Genomic DNA, 19195 nt, shown 5'->3' with positions numbered 1-19195 from the left:
TTTATACTGGATTTTAGGATATGGACGGTGGCAACACGATGGTGAAGGACAAAATACCTCCACCCCTTGAATTCTAAGGAGGGTTGTTAATCATAGCGGTTGGCGTTATGTTAAAACAATTATAGCTGTAACCGCAAGGATAAATGAAATTTATTCTAGAACAAATACAATTCCTGAATAAGTCTGAGGAAATTCTGAAGGTTGGCTCAATATCACCCCACCATCTCCGCCACTTTTTGCAGTCCAACGCTTCGAGACCCTTTGATCAGAACGGTATGACCAGCAAAATCACATTTTCCGATATAAGGCCTTGCAGCCTCCACCGTTTCGAACCAAAACACATTCTCTAGCAATTGCTCTGCTGCTATCATGTGTCGCCCGATGAGAATCACCTGATCAAATCCGGCTTGCTTGATCCATCGACCAACATCCAGATGCCTGTCTACTGCATCCTGGAGCTCCTTCATTTCTCCCAGTATTACTGCCTTTTTGCCCGTCATGGACTCTAGATTGTCCAGAGCGGCTTTCATGGAGGTTGGGTTAGCATTGTAGCAATCGTTAATGATGATCGTGGTTCCTTTTTTGATCACCTGTGACCGCTGGTTGGATGGCGTGTAGGACACCACAGCCTCTAAAATTTGATTATCGGAAACACCAAACTCTCGACCCACCGCCACCGCAGCGGCGATGTTGCCATAGTTGTAGCGTCCGACCAGATTAGTAGTCACCTCCTGATCTCCTAGCCTGATGATGATGTACGGATTCGCCTCGATCAACTCCAGGTCTTTCGGTGGAAACAACACCGGATCATCAAACCGCTTGACCATGTTCTCCAATCGAAAATCATCCGTGTTGATGAATGCCTTACCTCCTGTTTGGCGCAAGTGATCGAATAGCTCACTCTTACCACGGAGGACTCCTTCTATCCCTCCAAAAGTCTCGGTATGCGCCTGCCCAATGTTGGTGATCAGTCCATGAGTCGGGTTCGCATAGCTGCACAGCTGCGCAATTTCACCCACATGATTGGCACCCATCTCAATGATCGCTACCTCCACCTGAGGATGGATGTGAAGGATGGTCAGTGGAACGCCCAGGTGATTGTTGTAATTGCCGGGAGTGGCATGAGTGATGTACTTTTTAGAAAGGACGAGATTGATCAACTCCTTGGTGGTAGTTTTTCCATTGGACCCAGTCAGGGCAAAAACAGGTCGCTTGAATCGGCTTCTATGAAAGATGGCCAAATCCTGTAACGCTTTTTCTGAATTTTCTGCCAGAATAATCCGGTCATTGGTAACATATTCCTCCTCGTCCACCACGGAATAGGCCGCTCCAAGTTCCAGCGCTTTTTCAGCATACTTATTGGCATTGAAATTGGGCCCTTTCAGCGCAAAAAACAGATTATCCTTTGTTATGGTACGGGTATCGATGGATACCCCATCACTTAAAAGGAACCGGGAGTAGAGGAATTCGATGAAGCTTTGCATAGACTTGCAAATATATCCCCATCCGTGGCATGAAAGGAGAAAGCAAGGCGTTGATATTGATTCATTTTCTAAATGATCTGCATAAGTATGACTTTGAAAATCAGCTTGGCACTGAAATTCGGTCTATGTTGCCGGAAGACATGGATTTTTTTGAGTTGGATAATTTCTCCGATCCAATAACTCTCAACTACGCTTCAAAACTGATAAAAGCCGATCAGCTATGGATTATTGCTGCTGGTGAGCCTGATTCCCCACTGGGCAAAACTGGTTCGTTTCTCAATCAAACTATCAGGCATCAACAGGTTACGCTGCTGACGCTCAGTGACATTAAGTGCATTAAACCATTTTTGATAAGACATGAGGGAAGGCTTGTTGAAAAAAGTGAATTATTGGATGTGCTTAAAAGATAACGTCATTCCTTAGTAGACGGGCAGACATCTAATCTACATGAAATAATTATGGTTGCATGTCACATTGAGGCACTCGAAATGTTACATGTACATTACAGAAAGGCTTCGAAAACCTCAGCCTGTCATTCACTTATGACGACCAAATTGCACAAACTATAGCTCTGATCCCTCCCTTCCTCTGTGGTCAAGAAAGCTCAAACTCATCGGCATCCGCCTGGAATGGAAAGCGTTCCCGAAAACTTACTAAGTCGTCTTTGGTGATGGTGGCAGTTAGAATTTCTTCTTTCTCAGAAAAGGCCATCGCATTTCCTTTGTAGTCATACACCGCCGAATGCCCAACGTAATTGGCACCCACGCCATCCTCACCCACTCGGTTGACACCCACGCAATAAGCCGTGTTTTCAATCGCTCTTGCAGCTAATAAAGTGTCCCATGCGTTTACTCTTGGCTCTGGCCAGTTAGCCACATAGATGAGCAAGTCGTATTCGTATAAGGAGTCCGGCTGCTTACGGGAACGAGCCCACACCGGGAACCGAAGATCGTAGCAAACCAGTGGAAAAATTTTCCAGCCGTTTACTTCTAGGATCACTCGTTCCTCTCCCGCAGTGTAATCTTTGTCTTCTCCCGCCAGGCCAAAGCGATGTTTTTTATCGTACTTTTTGAAAGTCCCGTCTGGATACACCGCGTAAAACCGATTATAGTAACTGGTGCCTTCTTTGACAATCATACTTCCCATAATCACCGCCTTGGTTTGCGCAGCTTGCTGCTGCATCCATTTGAAGGTTTTGGTATTGTGCACCTCGGCAAGATTCTGTGGGTTCATGGAAAAGCCGGTGGTAAACATCTCTGGAAGGACAATCAAATCCACCGACTCCCGAATGGTCCATATCTTCTCTTCAAACATGGCCAGGTTCGCATCTATGTTTTCCCAGTGAAGATCTGACTGAATCAGCGCTATCTTTAGCTCAGCACTCATTTCTTAGACGGCACCTTTACGCGATAGTCAGCATCCACTTTGCCTTTGCTGATATTGGCTAGTTTTCCTTTCAGCAATCTTTTCTTAAACGGTGTGAGATAGTCGGTAAACAATACTCCTTCTATGTGATCATACTCATGCTGAATCACTCGTGCGTGGATATCGTCAAACTCCTCAACGTGCTCATTCCAGTCCTCATCGAAGTACTTGATCTTTACAACCTCCGGGCGATCCACATCTGCTCGGATACCGGGTATGCTCAGACAGCCCTCTTCAAATGCCCAGTCTTCCCCATCCTCTTCAATGATTTCCGGATTGATAAATGCTTTTTTAATACCTGTTTCACCCTCTTCCATCATTGGGTTGTCATCCACCACAAACAAGCGGATAGACTTTCCAATCTGCGGAGCTGCAAGTCCCACTCCAGACGCAGAGTACATGGTATCAAACATATCCTGCACCAACTCTTTCACATCCTCTCCCTGTGGGATGTCCTTTGCCTTCTTCTTCAATACCGGGTCTCCAAAGAGCACTATTGGATAAATCATATTTTTGTCTCTAAATAAGATTGTAAAATGATGGCTGCACTGACTTTGTCAACGTTGCCTTTATCTTGACGGTCCTTCTTCTTCATCCCTCCAGCAATCATCGCATCCATCGCCATTCGGGAAGTAAACCGTTCGTCGTGCAAAAATAGTTTCTTGCCAGGAAATAGTTTACGAAATCTGTTGACAGCTGCCTCCACCAGCGGTGTAGCATTGGTCGGCGAACCATCAGTGTTTTTGGGCATGCCAATCACCACCTCGGATACATCTTCCTTTTCAAAATAGGATTTAAGAAAGTCAAACAGATCATGAGAGCGCACCGTCTCCAACGGAGAAGCGATCATTCCTAATGGGTCAGTCACCGCAAGGCCCGTTCGCTTTGCTCCATAATCAATAGCCAGTATTCGCGGCATTAATTCAGTTTAGAAAAGTTGTTGATTTTTTCTTTGACCACCGCTTCCAGAGCGATGGCCTTCGGAAACAAGATTTTATTTTCAATCTCGGCATGGTACCACATTTCCCGATCAAAAGCCTTGATCTCCTTGGCAATCACCTGCCGATGCAAGTCGCTATGTGGTGTTTCCTCCACCAGCGCACGGATTCCCGCCAACTCATCTTCTTCCTTGTGATCCTTATGAATAGTCTTCAAGCAAATGTCTCCATACTCCAATTGAAAAAACTGTGGGTTGACATGCTTGCCTTTTTGAAACTCTAGCAGCGTAGATATATACTCAAAAATGGTGTCTTCCTCCTCGTAGATATGGCTGATAAACTCTTCAATAAATTCTGGGAAAATGAGTTGTAAATCATCCTGATCAGGATATTGGTTAACCAACCGGGCAATGTAGGGAAGTCGATGCTTGATAAATGAATGATGTGTATGCTTCAGGTATTCAATGACAATCTCCAGTGGATATTTTTTCAACTCCTGAAACGAGAATCGATGCGACCGATCAAACAAATAAAATGCATTGAGTACCTGGCTTTTGGTCAACCCTCTTTCAGCGCAGATTTCCTTCAGCTTTCTGTCTGGGTGTAGGTAGAACTCCACACCGAGGTAGCTCAGTGCCCGGGCGTAGATGTAGTTCTCATCCACTAGTGATCTTATGGTTAAATCAAATACCCGCATGATCTTCAAAGATACCAATATGATCCGAAAGTGCCAGTGTCATTTAGATTAGAAACGTTTTTCAATCGTTACTCGTTTACAAATGACCATAAAGGGACTAAATTTAAATTTTCTAAAAAGACGAGAAACGGTGAGCGAGACTAAAAATTCAAAAAGCGCAATTAGACTTCCACTCTTTATTGCGGCGGCTATTTCAATTGGCATCTTCATTGGAGCCAACATGGCAGATGGTGGAAGCAACAACTCTGAAGGACTCTATCAAAGCATATACAAATTCAGACAGGTGGTCTCTCACATCCAAAATGACTATGTGGATGATGTAAGTACCGATGAGCTGGTAGAAACCGCTATAGAAGAAATGCTCACCAAGCTAGATCCGCACTCGGTATATATTCCCGCCGAAGACCTCAAAATCTCCCAGGCACAGCTAGAGGGCAATTTTGAAGGTATCGGAATAGAATTCAACATCTTCAAAGACACCATCAGTGTAGTCACGCCTTTGAGTGGAGGGCCATCCGAAAAGCTTGGCATCATGCCCGGAGACCAGATCATTACCGTCGATGGAAAAACCTTTGCCGGGATCGGCATTACCAATCAGGATGTGGTCAAAGCCCTGCGTGGAGAAAAAGGATCTGAAGTGGTGGTAGAGATCAAAAGAAAGGGAAGCAGTGAGTTGCTAGAATACACGATTACCAGAGATGTAATTCCGCAGTATTCTGTGGATGTATCCTACATGGTAGATGATGAGATCGGCTACATCAAAGTGAGCCGATTTGCTGCCACCACTTATATGGAATTCAAAGAAGCCCTCAATAAACTAGAAAAAGCAGGGATGAAAAAACTGATCCTGGACCTGTCCGGAAACCCAGGTGGCTACATGGATCCGGCAGTGAAAATGGTAGACGAACTACTCGCTGGAAACCAAATGATCGTTTACACTAAAGGAAAAGATGCTCGCCATAATTCACAGTATGTTTCCGAAAGAACAGGTGATTTTGAATCCGGTCCGGTTATTGTCCTGCTAGATGAAGGTTCAGCTTCTGCATCTGAGATTGTTTCTGGAGCCCTACAGGATCATGATCGCGCATTGATTGTAGGTCGACGTTCGTTTGGAAAAGGCCTGGTACAGATGCCAATCCAGCTAAACGATGGCTCAGCCATGCGATTGACCATTTCTAGATACTACACACCGAGTGGGCGATGCATTCAAAAGCCATATGACGGCTCATTGGAAGATTACCACATGGAATTTTACGAACGCTTCGAAAGTGGTGAAGTGTACTCAGCAGACAGCATCAAAGTGAACGATAGCCTCATATTCAAAACAGACAATGGCCGTGAGGTCTATGGCGGTGGCGGAATCATGCCAGACTACTTTGTGGCTTTGGACACTGCAGCCAACTCCACATATATGACGCGTCTGTTCAACTCCAATTCAGTAGCCGAGTACAGCCTGATTTATGCGGATGAGCATCGAAGTGAGCTAGAGAAAATGTCTCTCCAACAATACATTGACAACTTTAATATCACAGACAAAATGTTCCAGGGACTGATCGAAGTAGGAGAGCAAAATAAAGTCACCTACAATGACACGCAGTTCAAGAAGAGCAAGGAACTCCTTCAAATCTACCTGAAAGCATTTATCGCCAGAAATATCTGGAACAACGACGGCTTCTACCCAATCTTTAACCAGCAAAATGAGATTTTCCAGAAAGCGTTGACATTGATGGATGAAGCCAATAGATTGGCACACAAAAATTAACCCCGAGAAAACAACATGACCTACTATCATCGACTTGGAGAAATCCCACCTAAGCGACACACCCAGTTTAGACAACCAGACGGAAGTCTGTATGCAGAAGAACTAGTGTCCTCCAAAGGGTTCTCTGGTATCTACTCGAACCTGTATCACATCACCCCTCCGACTCGGATCAAAGGGATCAAAGACCCTATCCCGTTCGGGTCGAAAATTGCTGAGGGGTATGGATTGAAACAGACACACCTCAATACGAATGGTGTAGGCGTGACTGGTGAAGATTACTTGGGAGCACGTAAAGTCCTGCTCAAAAACAAAGATGTGAGCATGGCACTGTGCAATCCATCTAGCCGAACCATGGATTACTATTACAAAAATGCTGATGCTGATGAGGTCGTTTTCGTACACGATGGAAGTGGATGGTTGTATTCGCAGTTTGGAAAACTGCGCGTGAAGCCAGGCGATTATGTGGTCATCCCACGAACGACCATTTACAAGTTTGAGTGGGATGAAGGTCCGTTAAGATTATTGATCATTGAGTCAGCAGCACCGGTTGAGACGGTGAAGCGTTACCGCAATGAATTGGGGCAGCTACTAGAACACTCGCCATACTGCGAACGCGATATCCGTCCACCATCAGAGCTAGTGACAGAATCTGAGAAAGGCCATTACCTGATGCAGATCAAAAAAGGCGACATGCTCCACCAGTACGAGTACGATCAGTCCCCATTTGATATCGTGGGATGGGATGGTTACCTGTATCCATATGCCTTGTCCATTCATGATTTCGAGCCGATTACCGGTCGCATCCACCAGCCGCCACCCGTGCATCAAACTTTTCAGTCACATGGTTATGTGATTTGTTCTTTCGTACCAAGGCTGTTTGATTACCATCCAAAAGCGATTCCAGCTCCCTACAATCACTCCAACATCGATAGTGATGAGGTGCTCTACTATGTGGAAGGAAACTTCATGAGCAGAAAGGGAATCGACAGAGGATCATTCACACTGCATCCTGGCGGCTTGCCACATGGACCACATCCTGGCACCGTAGAGAAAAGCATCGGCGCCAAAGAAACTGAGGAAATAGCCGTCATGTTGGACACCTTCGGACCGATATATGTGACCGAAGAAGGCCTCAACTACGTGGATGAGAAATATCCCATGAGCTGGACGGAGTAGGCCGATTTCCTCCTTAAAATGAGATCATCAATGGAGACCAAACCAAACACATGTTTGGCCTTCAATCACGTGTGTTTCAAGCTCCATTCAAGAGTGCAAAGTGACACGGCTGAGTCACTCCAGTAGATCAGCTGAGTCACTCGAGTAAGTCAATTGAGTCACTTGCTTGAATCAGCTGAGTCACTTCTATGATGTTATGCCTGATCGCTCAATAGCACTTATGCTATTCTATAAACTGATCAGGCAGTCCCTCAACCTTCTCCGAATTCCCCAAATCTGGACAAATCCAGCCCATCCTGCATACAGATAGCCCGTAAGCTTGCAGAGAAGATCAACACTCGCATGACCTATGAAGTACGGACTAATTGGGCTACTCATTCTGGCAGGAATAGCAGCCCAAGCCCAAAAGGAATTTCAGGGATTCTTTATTGGACTGGACATTAACTACCACTACCTATTTGGTGGGGCACAAGTAGAAGGACAAGAAACCATCGGTGACGGGCTGCGTGCTGCACTCGGTGTGACCGGAGGCTACCGCTGGCACTTTGCCAATGACCTGGTTTTTGGTATAGAGGCCCAGCTTAACCAACCCTTTGGCTCTTTCCAAAACACCACCGATCCTGCCAAAGCCATTGTCAACTACCTGATCAAGCCTCAGTCTGGCTTGCAGTTTCAATTGGGGAAAGCACTTGGTGAGGAAAATAAACATCTGCTGCTGGGCTACTTCGCCTTCAACCAGACCCGCTTTCACATCGACATCACCATGCCGGATGGCAGCCAGTTCAAGCAGACCGATTTTGAAAACTTCGGTCGGGTCGGGCTAGGCTATGAAAACCGCTTTGGTAACCAGTGGTCCACGCGCTTCCAGATCGGTACGAGTATGGATGCACTACCGGACACCAACAATGGCATTGACACGAAAGTCAACGTCTTTTATGCTTTCTAAACAGTAATCAAAAACCAAAACTATAATTATGAATCAAAGACTCAAACACCTCTTGTTGATCACTGCACTTGTGCTATGTGGTCAGCTTACTTTGCAAGCACAGTTTCACACCCTGAAGATTCCTAAAGCGAGCAATTATGTGAGCGAAACACAAACGCTGGGAGTGACCGACATTACACTCACCTACCACAGTCCTGCTACCCGCGGTAGAGACATCTGGAACAACCCGAACATCATCCCACAGAATGGTGACCCGATCGCCTGGCGGGCAGGTGCCAACATGAACACCACCATCACCTTCTCTACCGATGTTCAAATTGAAGGGCAGCCACTGGCATCAGGAACCTATGGTTTTCACATCATCCCGAGAGGAGACACCTATCAGCTATTGTTTGCGCATGCATCACAGCAATGGGGCAGCTATTATTTGGATGTGGATAAGGACGTAACGTTGAAAGTGTCCGTCACAGCAGATTCCATTCCATATTCGGAAAAGCTAGATTATGAATTTCTGGATTGGCAAGAAGATGCTGTCAAAGTCGGACTGGAATGGGGCAATCGGCGAATTCCGTTTACGGTCTCAGTGGACCTGAATGAAACCGTGGTGACCAGCCTCAGAAGTGAGCTGCGAGGCATCAACACCTACCGCTGGGAAGCATGGAACGATGCAGCAAGATGGTGTTTAAACCATGACACGAATTTAGAAGAAGCACTTGCCTGGGCCGAGCGATCTATCAACGGTGGATATCATGGGTTTGCCGCCAACAAGAACGCCTCCAACCTGCAGACCAAAGCAGAGCTGTTGCAAAAACTGAACAGGCAAGCGGCACTGGACCAAACGATCGCTGAAGCCATCGTTATGGATATGAACCCGGATCAAACTAACTACTTCAGCATTTTTCTATTGAAATCTGAGAAGTATCAAGAAGCGGTAACTCTACTGGATAAAACCTTAAGTACTTACCCGGATACCTGGTATCTCCAACTCAACAAGAGCATTGGGTATTACTTTTTAGGTAAAAAGAAAACGGCACTAAAACTCTTCAGCGAGGTGAAAGCACCGGAGTTCTTCGCGCAGCGAATGCAAGAAATCGAAAATGAGATCAAAGACGGCACCTACAAAATCCCGGGTGCTTAGTTGGAGAGACAGCCATTTCAGGCCGTTTTCAACCGAACAGAATGCAGGTATGCCGTTGGGGTCATACCTGTTTCCTTTTTGAAAGCGCTGTAGAAAGAAGAAGTGGTCTTAAATCCAGCAACTTCGGCCAGGTACTCGATAGTGAGGTTGGCATTATCCGGATTGGTAATCAACTCCTGAAAGGCCTTCACTCTAAAATGGATCAACGCCTCAGGGAAGGTCTTGTCATACAGCTCTCGTACGGCTCGAGTGACCTGGTAAGCCGGCACGCTGATCTCGCTTGCCAGCACATTCACAGACATACCATTCTCATGGTAGACATGCTCCTCCTCAAAACTGGCTCTTACTTTTTCCAGCACCTCCTTCGTCACCCCTTGCTTTTTAGCTTTGGCAAAAACAGGTGGCTGCTTCAGCACGCGAGTGAAGAAATAGAAGATAAACCCGGCCGTCACGATGGAGCCATAAGCATAATAAACAATTGTGCCCGCGGCATGCTGCAGTACGAATGATGCCCACGCACCCCACATGAGAATGCTGGCTTGAGTCATCCACTGTCTCTCTTCAGTAGTAGTGTAGTGTTTTCTAAGATGAATTGCCAAACTCCAGATCAGATAACCAGAAAGCAAGGCAGTAGCGGATTGATACAGGGTCGTTTCTAAGTGGTTTGGCGTGATGACAAAGCATGTGACAGCACCAAGTACCGGCACTAAAAAATGTAAATACCAAGAGCTTGTGAGTCGAAATGCTTTGTCCGTGACCATTTTGACGTAAGTCAGAAAAAGAGGACCAATACTAGCCAGTGCGAAGAAGCCGAGGGCGAGCCCAATGGGTGAGATCCCAAAGAAAATGAAGAAGACGATGGACTTGGCCACCCTAAGACCTACAGCCAGAATAGCGAGTCCCAACCAGAGTAGCGCGGGGTTTTTAGACTGCAGCTGGGTCACCAGGTAGTAAGCCAAAAAGCAGGCAATAGCTACTGCTATCCCAGCGAACACTCCTAAGAACCCAATTTCAACCATAAGTAAAACATACGCTCAATTTCCGTTTGGGTTGGGAGTATTCTTTTTGCAGAAAGGAATCAATTGCCAGTGATGTCTCTCTTCATCTAACCGGAAAACGACAAGTGGATACGTCATCACTTTTTTCCAACTTCTACAGTGATTCACTAATTTCCTGGAATGTTAAAAATATCCATCGTCTTCATTCGTCCTACGAGAATGACAACTGGTGCATGTACAAATCATTTTGTTCCTTCATCCGTTTCTGATTGAAAGCATTCCAACAAATCAAATGACCTTACTAAAAAGCAGGCCAGTTAAAATACTGGCCATTGTATTATCGATCATTTTCCTTTTCATCATCGGCGTTATGGCATTTATCAATTTCGCACCGCAGTTTGGCGCTAAGCCAAGTGGTGAACACCTTCAGCAAATTTCCTCCTCCCCCAACTACGGTGAAGACCAATTTGTCAATCAGATCGAGACTATTCAGGACATGAGCTTCTCCAATATGTGGGCTGCTCTCAAAGAATCCATTTCAGCTAAAAACACCTCACCGAAGGAAGCTTTTGAAACCTATTTTGGCACAGAAAAGCCCACTCCAAGTGACTCCAATGTAGTCGTAACGTGGTATGGTCATTCCGCCATCTTATTAGAAATAGAAGGCAAACGCATCTTCCTGGATCCTATGCTGGGGCCGCACTCCTCCCCTGTTTCTTTCTTTGGTAAGCGATTCAAAAACAAGCCTCCATTTGATCTGGATAAATTGGGGCAACTGGATGCGGTGATCTTTTCACACGATCATTACGATCACCTGGATTACTACACCATTAAGCGAATCAAAGAACAGGTTGGCCACTTTTATACGCCGTTGGGTTTGGGTTCTCACCTCCAGGCCTGGGGAGTACCGGCTTCTAAGATCACCGAACTAGACTGGTGGGATTCCGCTCAGTTTGGTCACTTTACGTTTACGGCTACTCCGGCCAGGCATTTCTCGGGAAGAGGCACAGGAGACCGCAACAAAACCCAGTGGGCTTCCTGGGTCATTGAGGGACATTCGAATAAAATCTATTTCTCCGGAGATAGTGGATACGGTCCTCACTTCCAAGAAATCGGGAAGCGGATGGGGCCATTTGATTTTGCCTTTATGGAGTGCGGCCAGTATAATGACAAGTGGGCCAACATCCACATGATGCCCGAGCAAACAGTGCAGGCTGCTCTTGACCTCAAGGCCAAAAAAATGATGCCGATTCACTGGGGTGGCTTCTCTCTTGCTCCACATGAGTGGTATGACCCTGCAGATCGTGTGGCTAAAGCCGCAGCTGCTAAGTCTATCGAGTTGATCACGCCTAAAATTGGCAAGGGATTCAGCTTACAGCAAGAGGACTTACCCAAAGGTCAATGGTGGGAGGCGTATAAGCCTAACTAGTCTTTCATATCTATTGTCAGCTTGTAAGCTTGCTCGTAGTACTTGACCAGGTTGCTCCAGTCAAAAAGTGTGGAAGAACTCTCGGTACGGTTTCTCAAATCAATACGATCACGTCTGCTCAGACGGACATAGTTGTACATCCTGTTGGCCAACTGGCCAGCAGCCTCATCGAATGATTTCTGATTTCTTTTGACGAGATAGATTCCTCTTCTGTCGTGATCTGGCACGTTTTCCTGTACGTAATCTCCAAAACCAGCCAGATCACTGGTGACAGTCGGTACACCGGAGGCAATACACTCCAGCGGCGTGTAGCCCCACGGCTCGTAATAACTTGGGAATACTCCGAGATGACAGCCTCTCACAAACTGGCCATACTCCATGGAGAATAATGGGTTGGTGTAGTTGATGAAATCCGGATGGTAAACCACCTTCACTCTGTCATGCTTGTTATTGACCAGGTTACTGGATCTTAGGAAATTCAGGATTTCATCTGTAGAGTCATCCTGCAGATTGTGTGTGATGATTGGTGGTAGGCTGTCACTTTTCCAGCTCTGGAGCGTCCTACGGAATCGCAGCTTCCAGTAGTCATCTACAAACTTGTTGAGCTCTGGCAGCTTGGTATCCTTGTGATTGACTGCATCGAAAAGCAGACGTTCACTAACCTGCTTTTGAATGGCACCAATGGTATGCCGAAACTCTTCGAGCAGCGCCCTACTCTGAAGGATCTCCGGGTTAATGCTGTAATAAGGTCTCTTGGTAATGAAAAACATGACCACCGTGATATCAGACTTCTCCGTCTGTAGTCGGTGGTTAAGCCTGGCTAAAGCTTCCAGCGTCAAGTCATATCCTTTATTCAGATACTCATACCTACCCGATGTAAAGAAGTAAAGAGTCTTATCCAGATCAAATGTATAATTCGAAAAGAAATGAGACATGGTAAATGAGTGAATCTTATTCTTATTCTCCAGATGCAGGTTTTGAAACTCATGCAATGCCTCGAATCGCTGATTATTGATACCATTAGGCAAAATGATATCAGGATTTCTTCCCAGGAGCTGCCTACATTCGGCAGCCGTCACCTCACTGACCGTGCTGAAAATATGTGCTCCATGAGCCGCCGCACGCTCGATCATCACATTGGACTCAATATTGAAATGCCTGGCTTCTTTCTGCCAGTCCATAAACGGCAGATGGTCATAAAACTGCGGATCATTCATCGCCAAATACCTTCCCAACAGTGTGGCATGAGTAGTAAATACCGTCTTTACCGGCACCTTGTCTCTTCTGAGACCTGGTAGACCTGTTGCGGCCATCCACTCATGAAAATGAGCGATTATTTCCTTATTACCTGCATTCACCTCTGCCAGCTCTGACAGGAAGATTTTTACCATTTCACCAAATGCCAACACATCGTTGAGTAGGTGATCATCACTCGGTGTAGAAATACCATGGTGCTCCCATAGCAAGTATTTTATGTCTCCCAGGCGGTGCATCACGCTGCCCAGATCAAAAAGAACCGCTTTTGGTCTACCCGAAACCAGCCATACTCCATAATGAACTACATAGCCAGCATCACGCATTTTTTTGACCGCACGTCCATAGGGATCGGATGAAGAAACGTCTATTGGCTCAAATTCAGCAGCTACATTTCCTGGCATGTACGGCCCCAATAAGCAGTAATGACTGCCCCACTTGGGCACCACGGTGGGCACCTTAGAGCGGATCACAGTGTAGATACCTCCCACCTGGTTGAGTACCTCCCAGGCGATTTCCACTAATAATGCATTGGACGTTTGAGTTTTGGTCAAACGCTTGGTAGTTGATGATTTGGCCATAAAATCGTAATTCTCTTTGTTAATAAAGAAAAACAATTATTCTGGGTTTTTTAAGGATAGCAATCAAGTATTTCATGAGATCGAGTAACTATCTGCATTGACCAAAGTATTTTTTTTGATGAGGATGCAACAATCCAGTAAATGCATGCATCTAATAAGTGATCATGAGAAAAAATCGAATCATATCGTTGATACTACTGATGAGTTTTTTCGCTTTTCTGATGGAAGCAGAGAAGAATATCAAACCATACTTCTCCTCGCTAAAAGAATCATCTTTAAGTGTCCTTCATTTGTCCCCAGACTCCACTACTGTATCCGCTCACTTCTCATCCAATTTCATGGCTCAAGAATCGTCTAACCTTTCTACTGATTCCTCCGACCATTAATAATTGTATCAATTGATATGGATTTTGAGCAACAGAAATACTTTGATGTTGCGTAAATAAGGTTATTTTAGCGGAATACGAGAAATAATTATTATTCAGCTTATTGAAAAACCCTTATGGAAGAGAACAGTGCATATTTAGCTTTTCTAGACATATGGCACCAGGCCATGTGGTACCTATTTCTCGGTGCTGCCGCCCTTACAGTAATTTTGGTTCTATCCTATTGGATACGCTACGCCTCTGCAGGTTCCTTAAAGGCTAAATTTGATTTAGCCAGCCGAAGTGAGACGAAGACATACCTTAATGCTAATTACGTAATCGCTGCAGGCATCGTATTTATAGTGAACACTACCTATCAGGATGTGATTTCACTTAGTCCAATGTGGGTATTCATCAGAGTGTTTATAGGACTCTGTTTTGGTACACTGCATGGATACATAGCTTACTTGATTTTCAAGTATTACTATCCTGGCCCACTAGACAAAAAGCTCAAAAGGCTACGTTACACACCCCGAATCAACCCTTCCAATGGCAATACCATGAAGCTCCTGAGCGAGGATGAGGAGGATGCCTACCTGGATGAAGGTATGCAAGCAGAAGAGGATGCCTTCTCGGTGGATTACGATGTGTGGATCGATGAGGCCACTGGTGAGACCAAAATTGAAAAGTACAAAGGACATCTCAACGCCCTCGAATGCGATCGTTGTGGATTCCAAACGTTGAAACTGCAACGAGAGGAGATCTTGAGGCAGCCAACCAATACACAGGATGGCGAAATCCTAAAAGAGTACAAGTGCTCCTACTGTGGACGTATCAAGCGTAAAACTCAAAACCTGTCTACCAACGTGGATAAAGAAAGAGATTTGAGTACAGGAAAGCTTATCGCCGATCCGCTTTCTCATGACAATCGTTTGGACCTAATCAAGATAGAGATTCAGGGTACCAATGGAGAGAAAAAGCTCTTCGAATTCCAGAATTTGAAACAAGCTCAAAATTTCCTGAAAGAGTTTGATTTCGACAAGCTCAAAGAAGAAATGTAGCGCAAAATGCAAAAATACAAGAAACGCCATGCCTTACCGTATGGCGTTTCTTATTTGCGCCTGGAGGTATTGGCGATGTATACGCCGATCAAAATCCCCCCAATACCCAAAACATGTGAAAGAAGCAATACTTCTCCATCGAAAAGCCCCCAACATATAGCTACTACCGGAATGATGTACGTCACTGAGGAGGTGAATACAGGATCTGTGAGGCTTACAAGTCGATTGAAGATCAGTAGTGCTATAGCCGTACCCACTACTCCCAAAATCAAAATAAAGGAGGTAGCCAACAGGGTACCTTCCACATGCATGAGTTTTGTGGGGTAATCCGTAAACAGCAATAACTGAATAGCAGCTAGAGGTCCTACAAAAGACAAGGAAACGCTGGTTATTGTCAGCGCTTTGAGGTCTGACAAATGGTATTTTATGATGTTCGTATTGAGCGCATACATCACAGTAGCGGCCACCACAAACAATGCGTAAAAGTTAAAGTTATTCATATCACCCCCTGAACCCGCGAGTACCAATACGGTGGTACCGATAAATCCCACCACTACTCCCACAAATACCTGTGGTCGTTGCTTTTGATGGTAAAAGATCAACCCTACCAAAATGGTGAAAATAGGGGTAAGCGCATTGAGCACACCGGTAATCGAACTCTCCAGTCTGGTTTGGGCTATTGCAAATAAAAAGGCCGGGATGAAACTCCCCACAAGCCCAACAGAAATCAAATACTTGATGTGCTCCCTTCGAATCTTTCGATACTTGCGGAGTGCAAAAGGCAGTAAGAACAAGGAAGCTGACAATATGCGTATAGATCCAACTTCCATTGGCTCCAGACCTAGCAATCCTTTTTTGATCAGGATAAATGAACTACCCCAAATGAGCGACAGGGTAATCAGAAGGCCCCATGCCTTCAAGGGTGTTTTTTGGGTCATTCAGGTATGTTATGCTACAAATTCTACTTCCGAGAAAACAGAAGCGATTTCATCCAAAATTGTTTTCAGCTCCTCGTAAGATTCGGATTCCACCAGACGAGTCCTGAACGGTTTGAAGTTGGGTATTCCACGGAAGTAGTTGGTATAGTGTCTGCGCATTTCAAAAATGCCTTTCAGCTCACCTTTCCATTCCACAGAAAAATCAAGGTGCTGCTTCGCCACTTTCACTCGCTCTTCCAGTAAGGGTTTAGGAAGGTGCTCACCTGTCGCCATATAGTGTTTGATCTCGTTGAAGATCCAGGGATAGCCAATGGCTGCTCTACCGATCATGATCCCATCCACTCCATATTTTTCTTTGTACTCAAGGGCCTTCTCGGGACTATCTATGTCTCCATTCCCAAAGATCGGGATGTGGATGTCAGGATGATTTTTAACCTCAGCAATCCTGGTCCAGTCGGCCACTCCCTTGTACATCTGCTTACGCGTACGGCCGTGAATGGTCAATGCCTGGATACCAACATCCTGTAACCGTTTCGCTACTTCCACAATGCGGATGGTGCTATCATCCCAGCCCAAGCGAGTTTTTACAGTCACAGGCTTATTTACCGCCTTCACAATTTCTCCCGTCATCTCTTGCATCTTGGGGATGTCCAGAAGAATTCCAGCCCCAGCACCTTTACAGGCCACTTTCTTCACCGGGCAGCCATAGTTGATATCGATGATCTCTGGATTTGCCTCCTCAGCAATTGCTGCTGCCTGCCGCATGGATTCAATCTTATCTCCAAAAATTTGAATACCAATTGGACGCTCGTAATCGTAGATATCCAATTTCTCCACACTTTTGGCGGCATCACGTATGAGACCTTCTGAAGAAATGAATTCAGTATACATCAAATCAGCACCATTCTCCTTGCACACCGCACGAAACGGAGGGTCACTCACATCCTCCATCGGAGCCAACAGTAGCGGGAATTCCGCAATTTCCAAGTTTCCTATTTTGACCACAGCCTAATCTTTAAATTTGCCGTAAATTTAGGCCAATTATGCTGAATATCCTTAAAAATGCCACGGGAGGGCAAAGCAGTTTAGCTCCCTGGTTGTTGCTCCTGATACTAATCGGATACGTTGTTGCTTCTTTATTTGCCTTTACCATTCTAGCTCAATTAATGGTCGGCGCACTTTATGGCTATGGTGTGAATGAAATTTCGAGCCTTTTGTTAAATCCTGCAGCGTTTGAAGATGGCAGAGCACCTATTATGCTTATCCAGGGAATCTCATCAATTGGCGCATTCATAGTCGCTCCGATATTCTTTATCTATACCAATCTCAAGCTGAAGTTATCCGACTTTATCTCTGGACCAGCAGAACCGATGAGACCCATTTTCATGACCATTCTGATCATGTTCTGTTTCATTATTTCCAATAGCATTGTCATCGAGTGGAACCAGTCCATCCAAATGCCGGAGTTTCTGTCCTGGTTTGAAAACTGGGCGCAGGAAAAAGAGCTACGTCTGGAGGAGCTGACCGAATACCTCACTTCATTTGTGAGTATCGATCAATTTCTGATTGCCATATTGGTCATTGGCATTATCCCGGCTGTGGGAGAAGAATTGCTCTTCAGAGGCCTCATTCAGAACCTGTTTGCTAAAGCTTTTAAGAATTATCATGTTGGGATCTGGTTGTCAGCCATCATCTTTGGGGCTTTTCACTTGCAGTTTTACGGAGTAGTACCAAGGATACTTCTCGGGGCTCTGTTTGGCTACCTCTACTATTGGTCTGGCTCACTTTCATTGGCTATTCTCGGGCATTTTATCAACAATGGGTTGACACTGATCTTGCTGTACCTTTCTCAGTTGGCCATTTTGGACTTTGATCCAACTGACGCTGAGACATCTCCTCCCACCTATGTGATATTAATATTTTTTGTCGGGGGATCTGTATTGCTATATTTATTCAGAAATTACTTTAGCAAGACCAAAGATGCGTGATTGGCAGAGTGTGTATCGCGATCAGTTTGAATACCGGGCGGAGATAGTCAAAGCAGTCCTCGACGACCATGACATGAACCCCGTATTGCTGAACAAAAAAGACTCTGCTTATCAACTAGGACATTTTGAAATACTTGTAGCCCCTGATCATGTGATCAAAGCCATTAAACTAATAAACGACGAAATCCAATTTGAATAAATTCTCCGAACTATACCAGCGTATTATCTCTGCAGCGGCAGGTGCAGCCATTATCATCTCCTCTCTCATTGTGGGAGAATGGAGCTACTTCATCGTGTTCCTCACCATCTCCTTACTCGCTCAGTGGGAGTTTTACCGATTGATTAAACTGCAGAACTACTTGCCTATACGGTTACTTGGGGTTGTCATTGGATGCTCCCTGTTTATCTTATCGTTTTTCGTGGCTCGCGGTAGTTTGGATGCCAAATACTACTTTGCTATCTTCCCGGTGGCTTCACTCATTTTTCTGATTAAGCTTTATAAGAAAAATGACAACAACCCTTTCCTAAACATTGCGCTGTTCTACCTGGGTCTCACTTATGTGGCATTGCCATTCGCATTGATGAATGTGGTGGTGCACTACCATGGGTATTACAGCTACGAGATCCTGCTGGGTCTTATGCTCATCATTTGGGCTAGTGATACCGGAGCTTATTTCTCGGGAATCCGATTTGGTAGACGTAAATTATTTGAGCGTCACTCACCTAAAAAATCCTGGGAAGGGGCCATCGGTGGTGCTATTACAGCGGTGGCATTCTCCATATTGATTAGTAGATATTCCACAGGTCTTGCCTTATGGCAATGGGTAAGCGTGGCCTTAATAGTAGTGATTGCCGGCACCTATGGTGACCTGGTAGAATCTATGTTTAAAAGAACCATGCAGATCAAAGATTCCGGAGCCTCAATTCCCGGACATGGTGGATTCTTGGACCGGTTTGATAGCTTAATACTAGCCGTGCCGTTTGTAGTCGTTTTCTTGAAATTGTTTTAACAGAA

At 45.3% G+C, this 19195-nt stretch carries 20 protein-coding genes; 11 read left to right on the top strand and 9 right to left on the bottom strand.

The features are described from left to right. Positions 1 to 212 precede the first annotated feature (212 nt). Complete coding sequence (locus ACO067_RS14220) at positions 213 to 1484, bottom strand: UDP-N-acetylmuramoyl-tripeptide--D-alanyl-D-alanine ligase (protein WP_421875075.1); 1272 nt, start codon at positions 1482 to 1484, stop codon at positions 213 to 215. Positions 1485 to 1513: 29 nt separating this feature from the next. Between ACO067_RS14220 and ACO067_RS14215 the strand changes: the two genes are divergently transcribed. Further along, positions 1514 to 1894 (top strand): hypothetical protein, encoded by a 381-nt coding sequence (locus ACO067_RS14215; RefSeq protein ID WP_421875072.1) that lies wholly within the window; start codon positions 1514 to 1516, stop codon positions 1892 to 1894. A gap of 184 nt (positions 1895 to 2078) precedes the next feature. Here ACO067_RS14215 and ACO067_RS14210 read toward each other — a convergent pair whose 3' ends face one another. From ACO067_RS14210 to ACO067_RS14195, 4 genes are read right to left on the bottom strand one after another with little or no spacing between them, the layout of a single operon-like run. Continuing rightward, positions 2079 to 2870 (bottom strand): amidohydrolase, encoded by a 792-nt coding sequence (locus tag ACO067_RS14210; RefSeq protein WP_421875070.1) that lies wholly within the window; start codon positions 2868 to 2870, stop codon positions 2079 to 2081. Then, complete coding sequence (gene def / locus ACO067_RS14205; protein ID WP_421875068.1) at positions 2867 to 3418, bottom strand: peptide deformylase; 552 nt, start codon at positions 3416 to 3418, stop codon at positions 2867 to 2869. Before def ends, ACO067_RS14210 begins: the two co-directional genes overlap by 4 nt. After that, on the bottom strand, positions 3415 to 3828 hold the full coding sequence (gene ruvX / locus ACO067_RS14200) for a Holliday junction resolvase RuvX (RefSeq protein WP_421875066.1): 414 nt from the start codon (positions 3826 to 3828) through the stop codon (positions 3415 to 3417). The genes def and ruvX overlap by 4 nt, the downstream gene beginning before the upstream one ends. Next, entirely contained in the window at positions 3828 to 4544 is a 717-nt protein-coding gene (locus ACO067_RS14195) for a hypothetical protein (RefSeq protein ID WP_421875064.1), read from the bottom strand. The genes ruvX and ACO067_RS14195 overlap by 1 nt, the downstream gene beginning before the upstream one ends. A 130-nt stretch (positions 4545 to 4674) precedes the next feature. Here ACO067_RS14195 and ACO067_RS14190 point away from each other — a divergent pair, with 130 nt between their 5' ends. The 4 genes from ACO067_RS14190 to ACO067_RS14175 all read left to right on the top strand — a co-directional run bounded on the left by ACO067_RS14190 (position 4675) and on the right by ACO067_RS14175 (position 9566). Then, entirely contained in the window at positions 4675 to 6306 is a 1632-nt protein-coding gene (locus tag ACO067_RS14190; protein ID WP_421875062.1) for a S41 family peptidase, read from the top strand. A 15-nt stretch (positions 6307 to 6321) separates the two neighbouring features. Continuing rightward, positions 6322 to 7482 carry a homogentisate 1,2-dioxygenase gene (locus ACO067_RS14185; protein ID WP_421875060.1) on the top strand — a complete coding sequence of 387 codons (1161 nt, stop codon included), beginning with the start codon at positions 6322 to 6324 and terminating at the stop codon, positions 7480 to 7482. Between the two features lie 349 nt (positions 7483 to 7831). Continuing rightward, the gene (locus tag ACO067_RS14180; protein ID WP_421875058.1) at positions 7832 to 8428 is read left to right on the top strand and encodes an outer membrane beta-barrel protein; all 597 of its coding nucleotides are present in this window, start codon (positions 7832 to 7834) and stop codon (positions 8426 to 8428) included. 28 nt (positions 8429 to 8456) lie between these two features. After that, positions 8457 to 9566: a DUF2911 domain-containing protein gene (locus ACO067_RS14175; protein WP_421875056.1), complete on the top strand. Its 1110-nt coding sequence runs from the start codon at positions 8457 to 8459 to the stop codon at positions 9564 to 9566. Between the two features lie 17 nt (positions 9567 to 9583). Here the strand turns inward: ACO067_RS14175 and ACO067_RS14170 are convergent, their stop codons facing one another. Continuing rightward, entirely contained in the window at positions 9584 to 10585 is a 1002-nt protein-coding gene (locus ACO067_RS14170) for a helix-turn-helix domain-containing protein (RefSeq protein ID WP_421875054.1), read from the bottom strand. 271 nt (positions 10586 to 10856) lie between these two features. Here ACO067_RS14170 and ACO067_RS14165 point away from each other — a divergent pair, with 271 nt between their 5' ends. After that, entirely contained in the window at positions 10857 to 11993 is a 1137-nt protein-coding gene (locus ACO067_RS14165; RefSeq protein WP_421875052.1) for an MBL fold metallo-hydrolase, read from the top strand. Here ACO067_RS14165 and ACO067_RS14160 read toward each other — a convergent pair. Beyond that, positions 11990 to 13828: a glycosyltransferase gene (locus ACO067_RS14160; protein ID WP_421875050.1), complete on the bottom strand. Its 1839-nt coding sequence runs from the start codon at positions 13826 to 13828 to the stop codon at positions 11990 to 11992. The genes ACO067_RS14165 and ACO067_RS14160 overlap by 4 nt on opposite strands. Before the next feature lie 164 nt (positions 13829 to 13992). Here ACO067_RS14160 and ACO067_RS14155 point away from each other — a divergent pair, with 164 nt between their 5' ends. Further along, complete coding sequence (locus tag ACO067_RS14155; protein ID WP_421875048.1) at positions 13993 to 14214, top strand: hypothetical protein; 222 nt, start codon at positions 13993 to 13995, stop codon at positions 14212 to 14214. 116 nt (positions 14215 to 14330) lie between these two features. Continuing rightward, a complete protein-coding gene (locus ACO067_RS14150; protein ID WP_421875046.1) occupies positions 14331 to 15254 on the top strand; it encodes a hypothetical protein in 924 nt (307 codons plus the stop codon). A gap of 50 nt (positions 15255 to 15304) precedes the next feature. On the opposite strand, the gene ACO067_RS14145 is transcribed toward ACO067_RS14150, so the two are convergent. Continuing rightward, on the bottom strand, positions 15305 to 16192 hold the full coding sequence (locus tag ACO067_RS14145; RefSeq protein ID WP_421875044.1) for a DMT family transporter: 888 nt from the start codon (positions 16190 to 16192) through the stop codon (positions 15305 to 15307). A 9-nt stretch (positions 16193 to 16201) separates the two neighbouring features. Beyond that, on the bottom strand, positions 16202 to 17197 hold the full coding sequence (dusB, locus tag ACO067_RS14140) for a tRNA dihydrouridine synthase DusB (protein ID WP_421875042.1): 996 nt from the start codon (positions 17195 to 17197) through the stop codon (positions 16202 to 16204). A 38-nt stretch (positions 17198 to 17235) separates the two neighbouring features. Between dusB and ACO067_RS14135 the strand changes: the two genes are divergently transcribed. Genes ACO067_RS14135 through ACO067_RS14125 form a run of 3 tightly spaced genes read left to right on the top strand, consistent with a single transcriptional unit; the run spans position 17236 to position 19190 of the window. Next, entirely contained in the window at positions 17236 to 18180 is a 945-nt protein-coding gene (locus ACO067_RS14135) for a CPBP family intramembrane glutamic endopeptidase (RefSeq protein WP_421875040.1), read from the top strand. Continuing rightward, positions 18173 to 18379 (top strand): hypothetical protein, encoded by a 207-nt coding sequence (locus tag ACO067_RS14130; protein ID WP_421875038.1) that lies wholly within the window; start codon positions 18173 to 18175, stop codon positions 18377 to 18379. The genes ACO067_RS14135 and ACO067_RS14130 overlap by 8 nt, the downstream gene beginning before the upstream one ends. Beyond that, on the top strand, positions 18372 to 19190 hold the full coding sequence (locus ACO067_RS14125) for a phosphatidate cytidylyltransferase (protein WP_421875036.1): 819 nt from the start codon (positions 18372 to 18374) through the stop codon (positions 19188 to 19190). The genes ACO067_RS14130 and ACO067_RS14125 overlap by 8 nt, the downstream gene beginning before the upstream one ends. The last annotated feature ends 5 nt before the right edge of the window (positions 19191 to 19195 follow it).

Origin of the sequence: Marinoscillum sp. (assembly GCF_965229915.1) — a bacterium.
Taxonomy (GTDB): Bacteria; Bacteroidota; Bacteroidia; order Cytophagales; family Cyclobacteriaceae; genus Marinoscillum.
The sequence above is the reverse complement of the archived record's forward strand: the minus strand, read 5'-3'. Positions and strand labels throughout refer to the sequence as shown.

What these genes read in the sequence shown, in the direction of transcription:
- ACO067_RS14220 (WP_421875075.1), bottom strand. Translation starts at nt 1,484, where the DNA reads ATGCAAAGCTTCATCGAATTCCTCTACTCCCGGTTCCTTTTAAGTGAT.
- ACO067_RS14215 (WP_421875072.1), top strand. Translation starts at nt 1,514, where the DNA reads ATGAAAGGAGAAAGCAAGGCGTTGATATTGATTCATTTTCTAAATGAT.
- ACO067_RS14210 (WP_421875070.1), bottom strand. Translation starts at nt 2,870, where the DNA reads ATGAGTGCTGAGCTAAAGATAGCGCTGATTCAGTCAGATCTTCACTGG.
- def (WP_421875068.1), bottom strand. Translation starts at nt 3,418, where the DNA reads ATGATTTATCCAATAGTGCTCTTTGGAGACCCGGTATTGAAGAAGAAG.
- ruvX (WP_421875066.1), bottom strand. Translation starts at nt 3,828, where the DNA reads ATGCCGCGAATACTGGCTATTGATTATGGAGCAAAGCGAACGGGCCTT.
- ACO067_RS14195 (WP_421875064.1), bottom strand. Translation starts at nt 4,544, where the DNA reads ATGCGGGTATTTGATTTAACCATAAGATCACTAGTGGATGAGAACTAC.
- ACO067_RS14185 (WP_421875060.1), top strand. Translation starts at nt 6,322, where the DNA reads ATGACCTACTATCATCGACTTGGAGAAATCCCACCTAAGCGACACACC.
- ACO067_RS14180 (WP_421875058.1), top strand. Translation starts at nt 7,832, where the DNA reads ATGAAGTACGGACTAATTGGGCTACTCATTCTGGCAGGAATAGCAGCC.
- ACO067_RS14175 (WP_421875056.1), top strand. Translation starts at nt 8,457, where the DNA reads ATGAATCAAAGACTCAAACACCTCTTGTTGATCACTGCACTTGTGCTA.
- ACO067_RS14170 (WP_421875054.1), bottom strand. Translation starts at nt 10,585, where the DNA reads ATGGTTGAAATTGGGTTCTTAGGAGTGTTCGCTGGGATAGCAGTAGCT.
- ACO067_RS14165 (WP_421875052.1), top strand. Translation starts at nt 10,857, where the DNA reads ATGACCTTACTAAAAAGCAGGCCAGTTAAAATACTGGCCATTGTATTA.
- ACO067_RS14160 (WP_421875050.1), bottom strand. Translation starts at nt 13,828, where the DNA reads ATGGCCAAATCATCAACTACCAAGCGTTTGACCAAAACTCAAACGTCC.
- ACO067_RS14155 (WP_421875048.1), top strand. Translation starts at nt 13,993, where the DNA reads ATGAGAAAAAATCGAATCATATCGTTGATACTACTGATGAGTTTTTTC.
- ACO067_RS14150 (WP_421875046.1), top strand. Translation starts at nt 14,331, where the DNA reads ATGGAAGAGAACAGTGCATATTTAGCTTTTCTAGACATATGGCACCAG.
- ACO067_RS14145 (WP_421875044.1), bottom strand. Translation starts at nt 16,192, where the DNA reads ATGACCCAAAAAACACCCTTGAAGGCATGGGGCCTTCTGATTACCCTG.
- ACO067_RS14135 (WP_421875040.1), top strand. Translation starts at nt 17,236, where the DNA reads ATGCTGAATATCCTTAAAAATGCCACGGGAGGGCAAAGCAGTTTAGCT.
- ACO067_RS14130 (WP_421875038.1), top strand. Translation starts at nt 18,173, where the DNA reads ATGCGTGATTGGCAGAGTGTGTATCGCGATCAGTTTGAATACCGGGCG.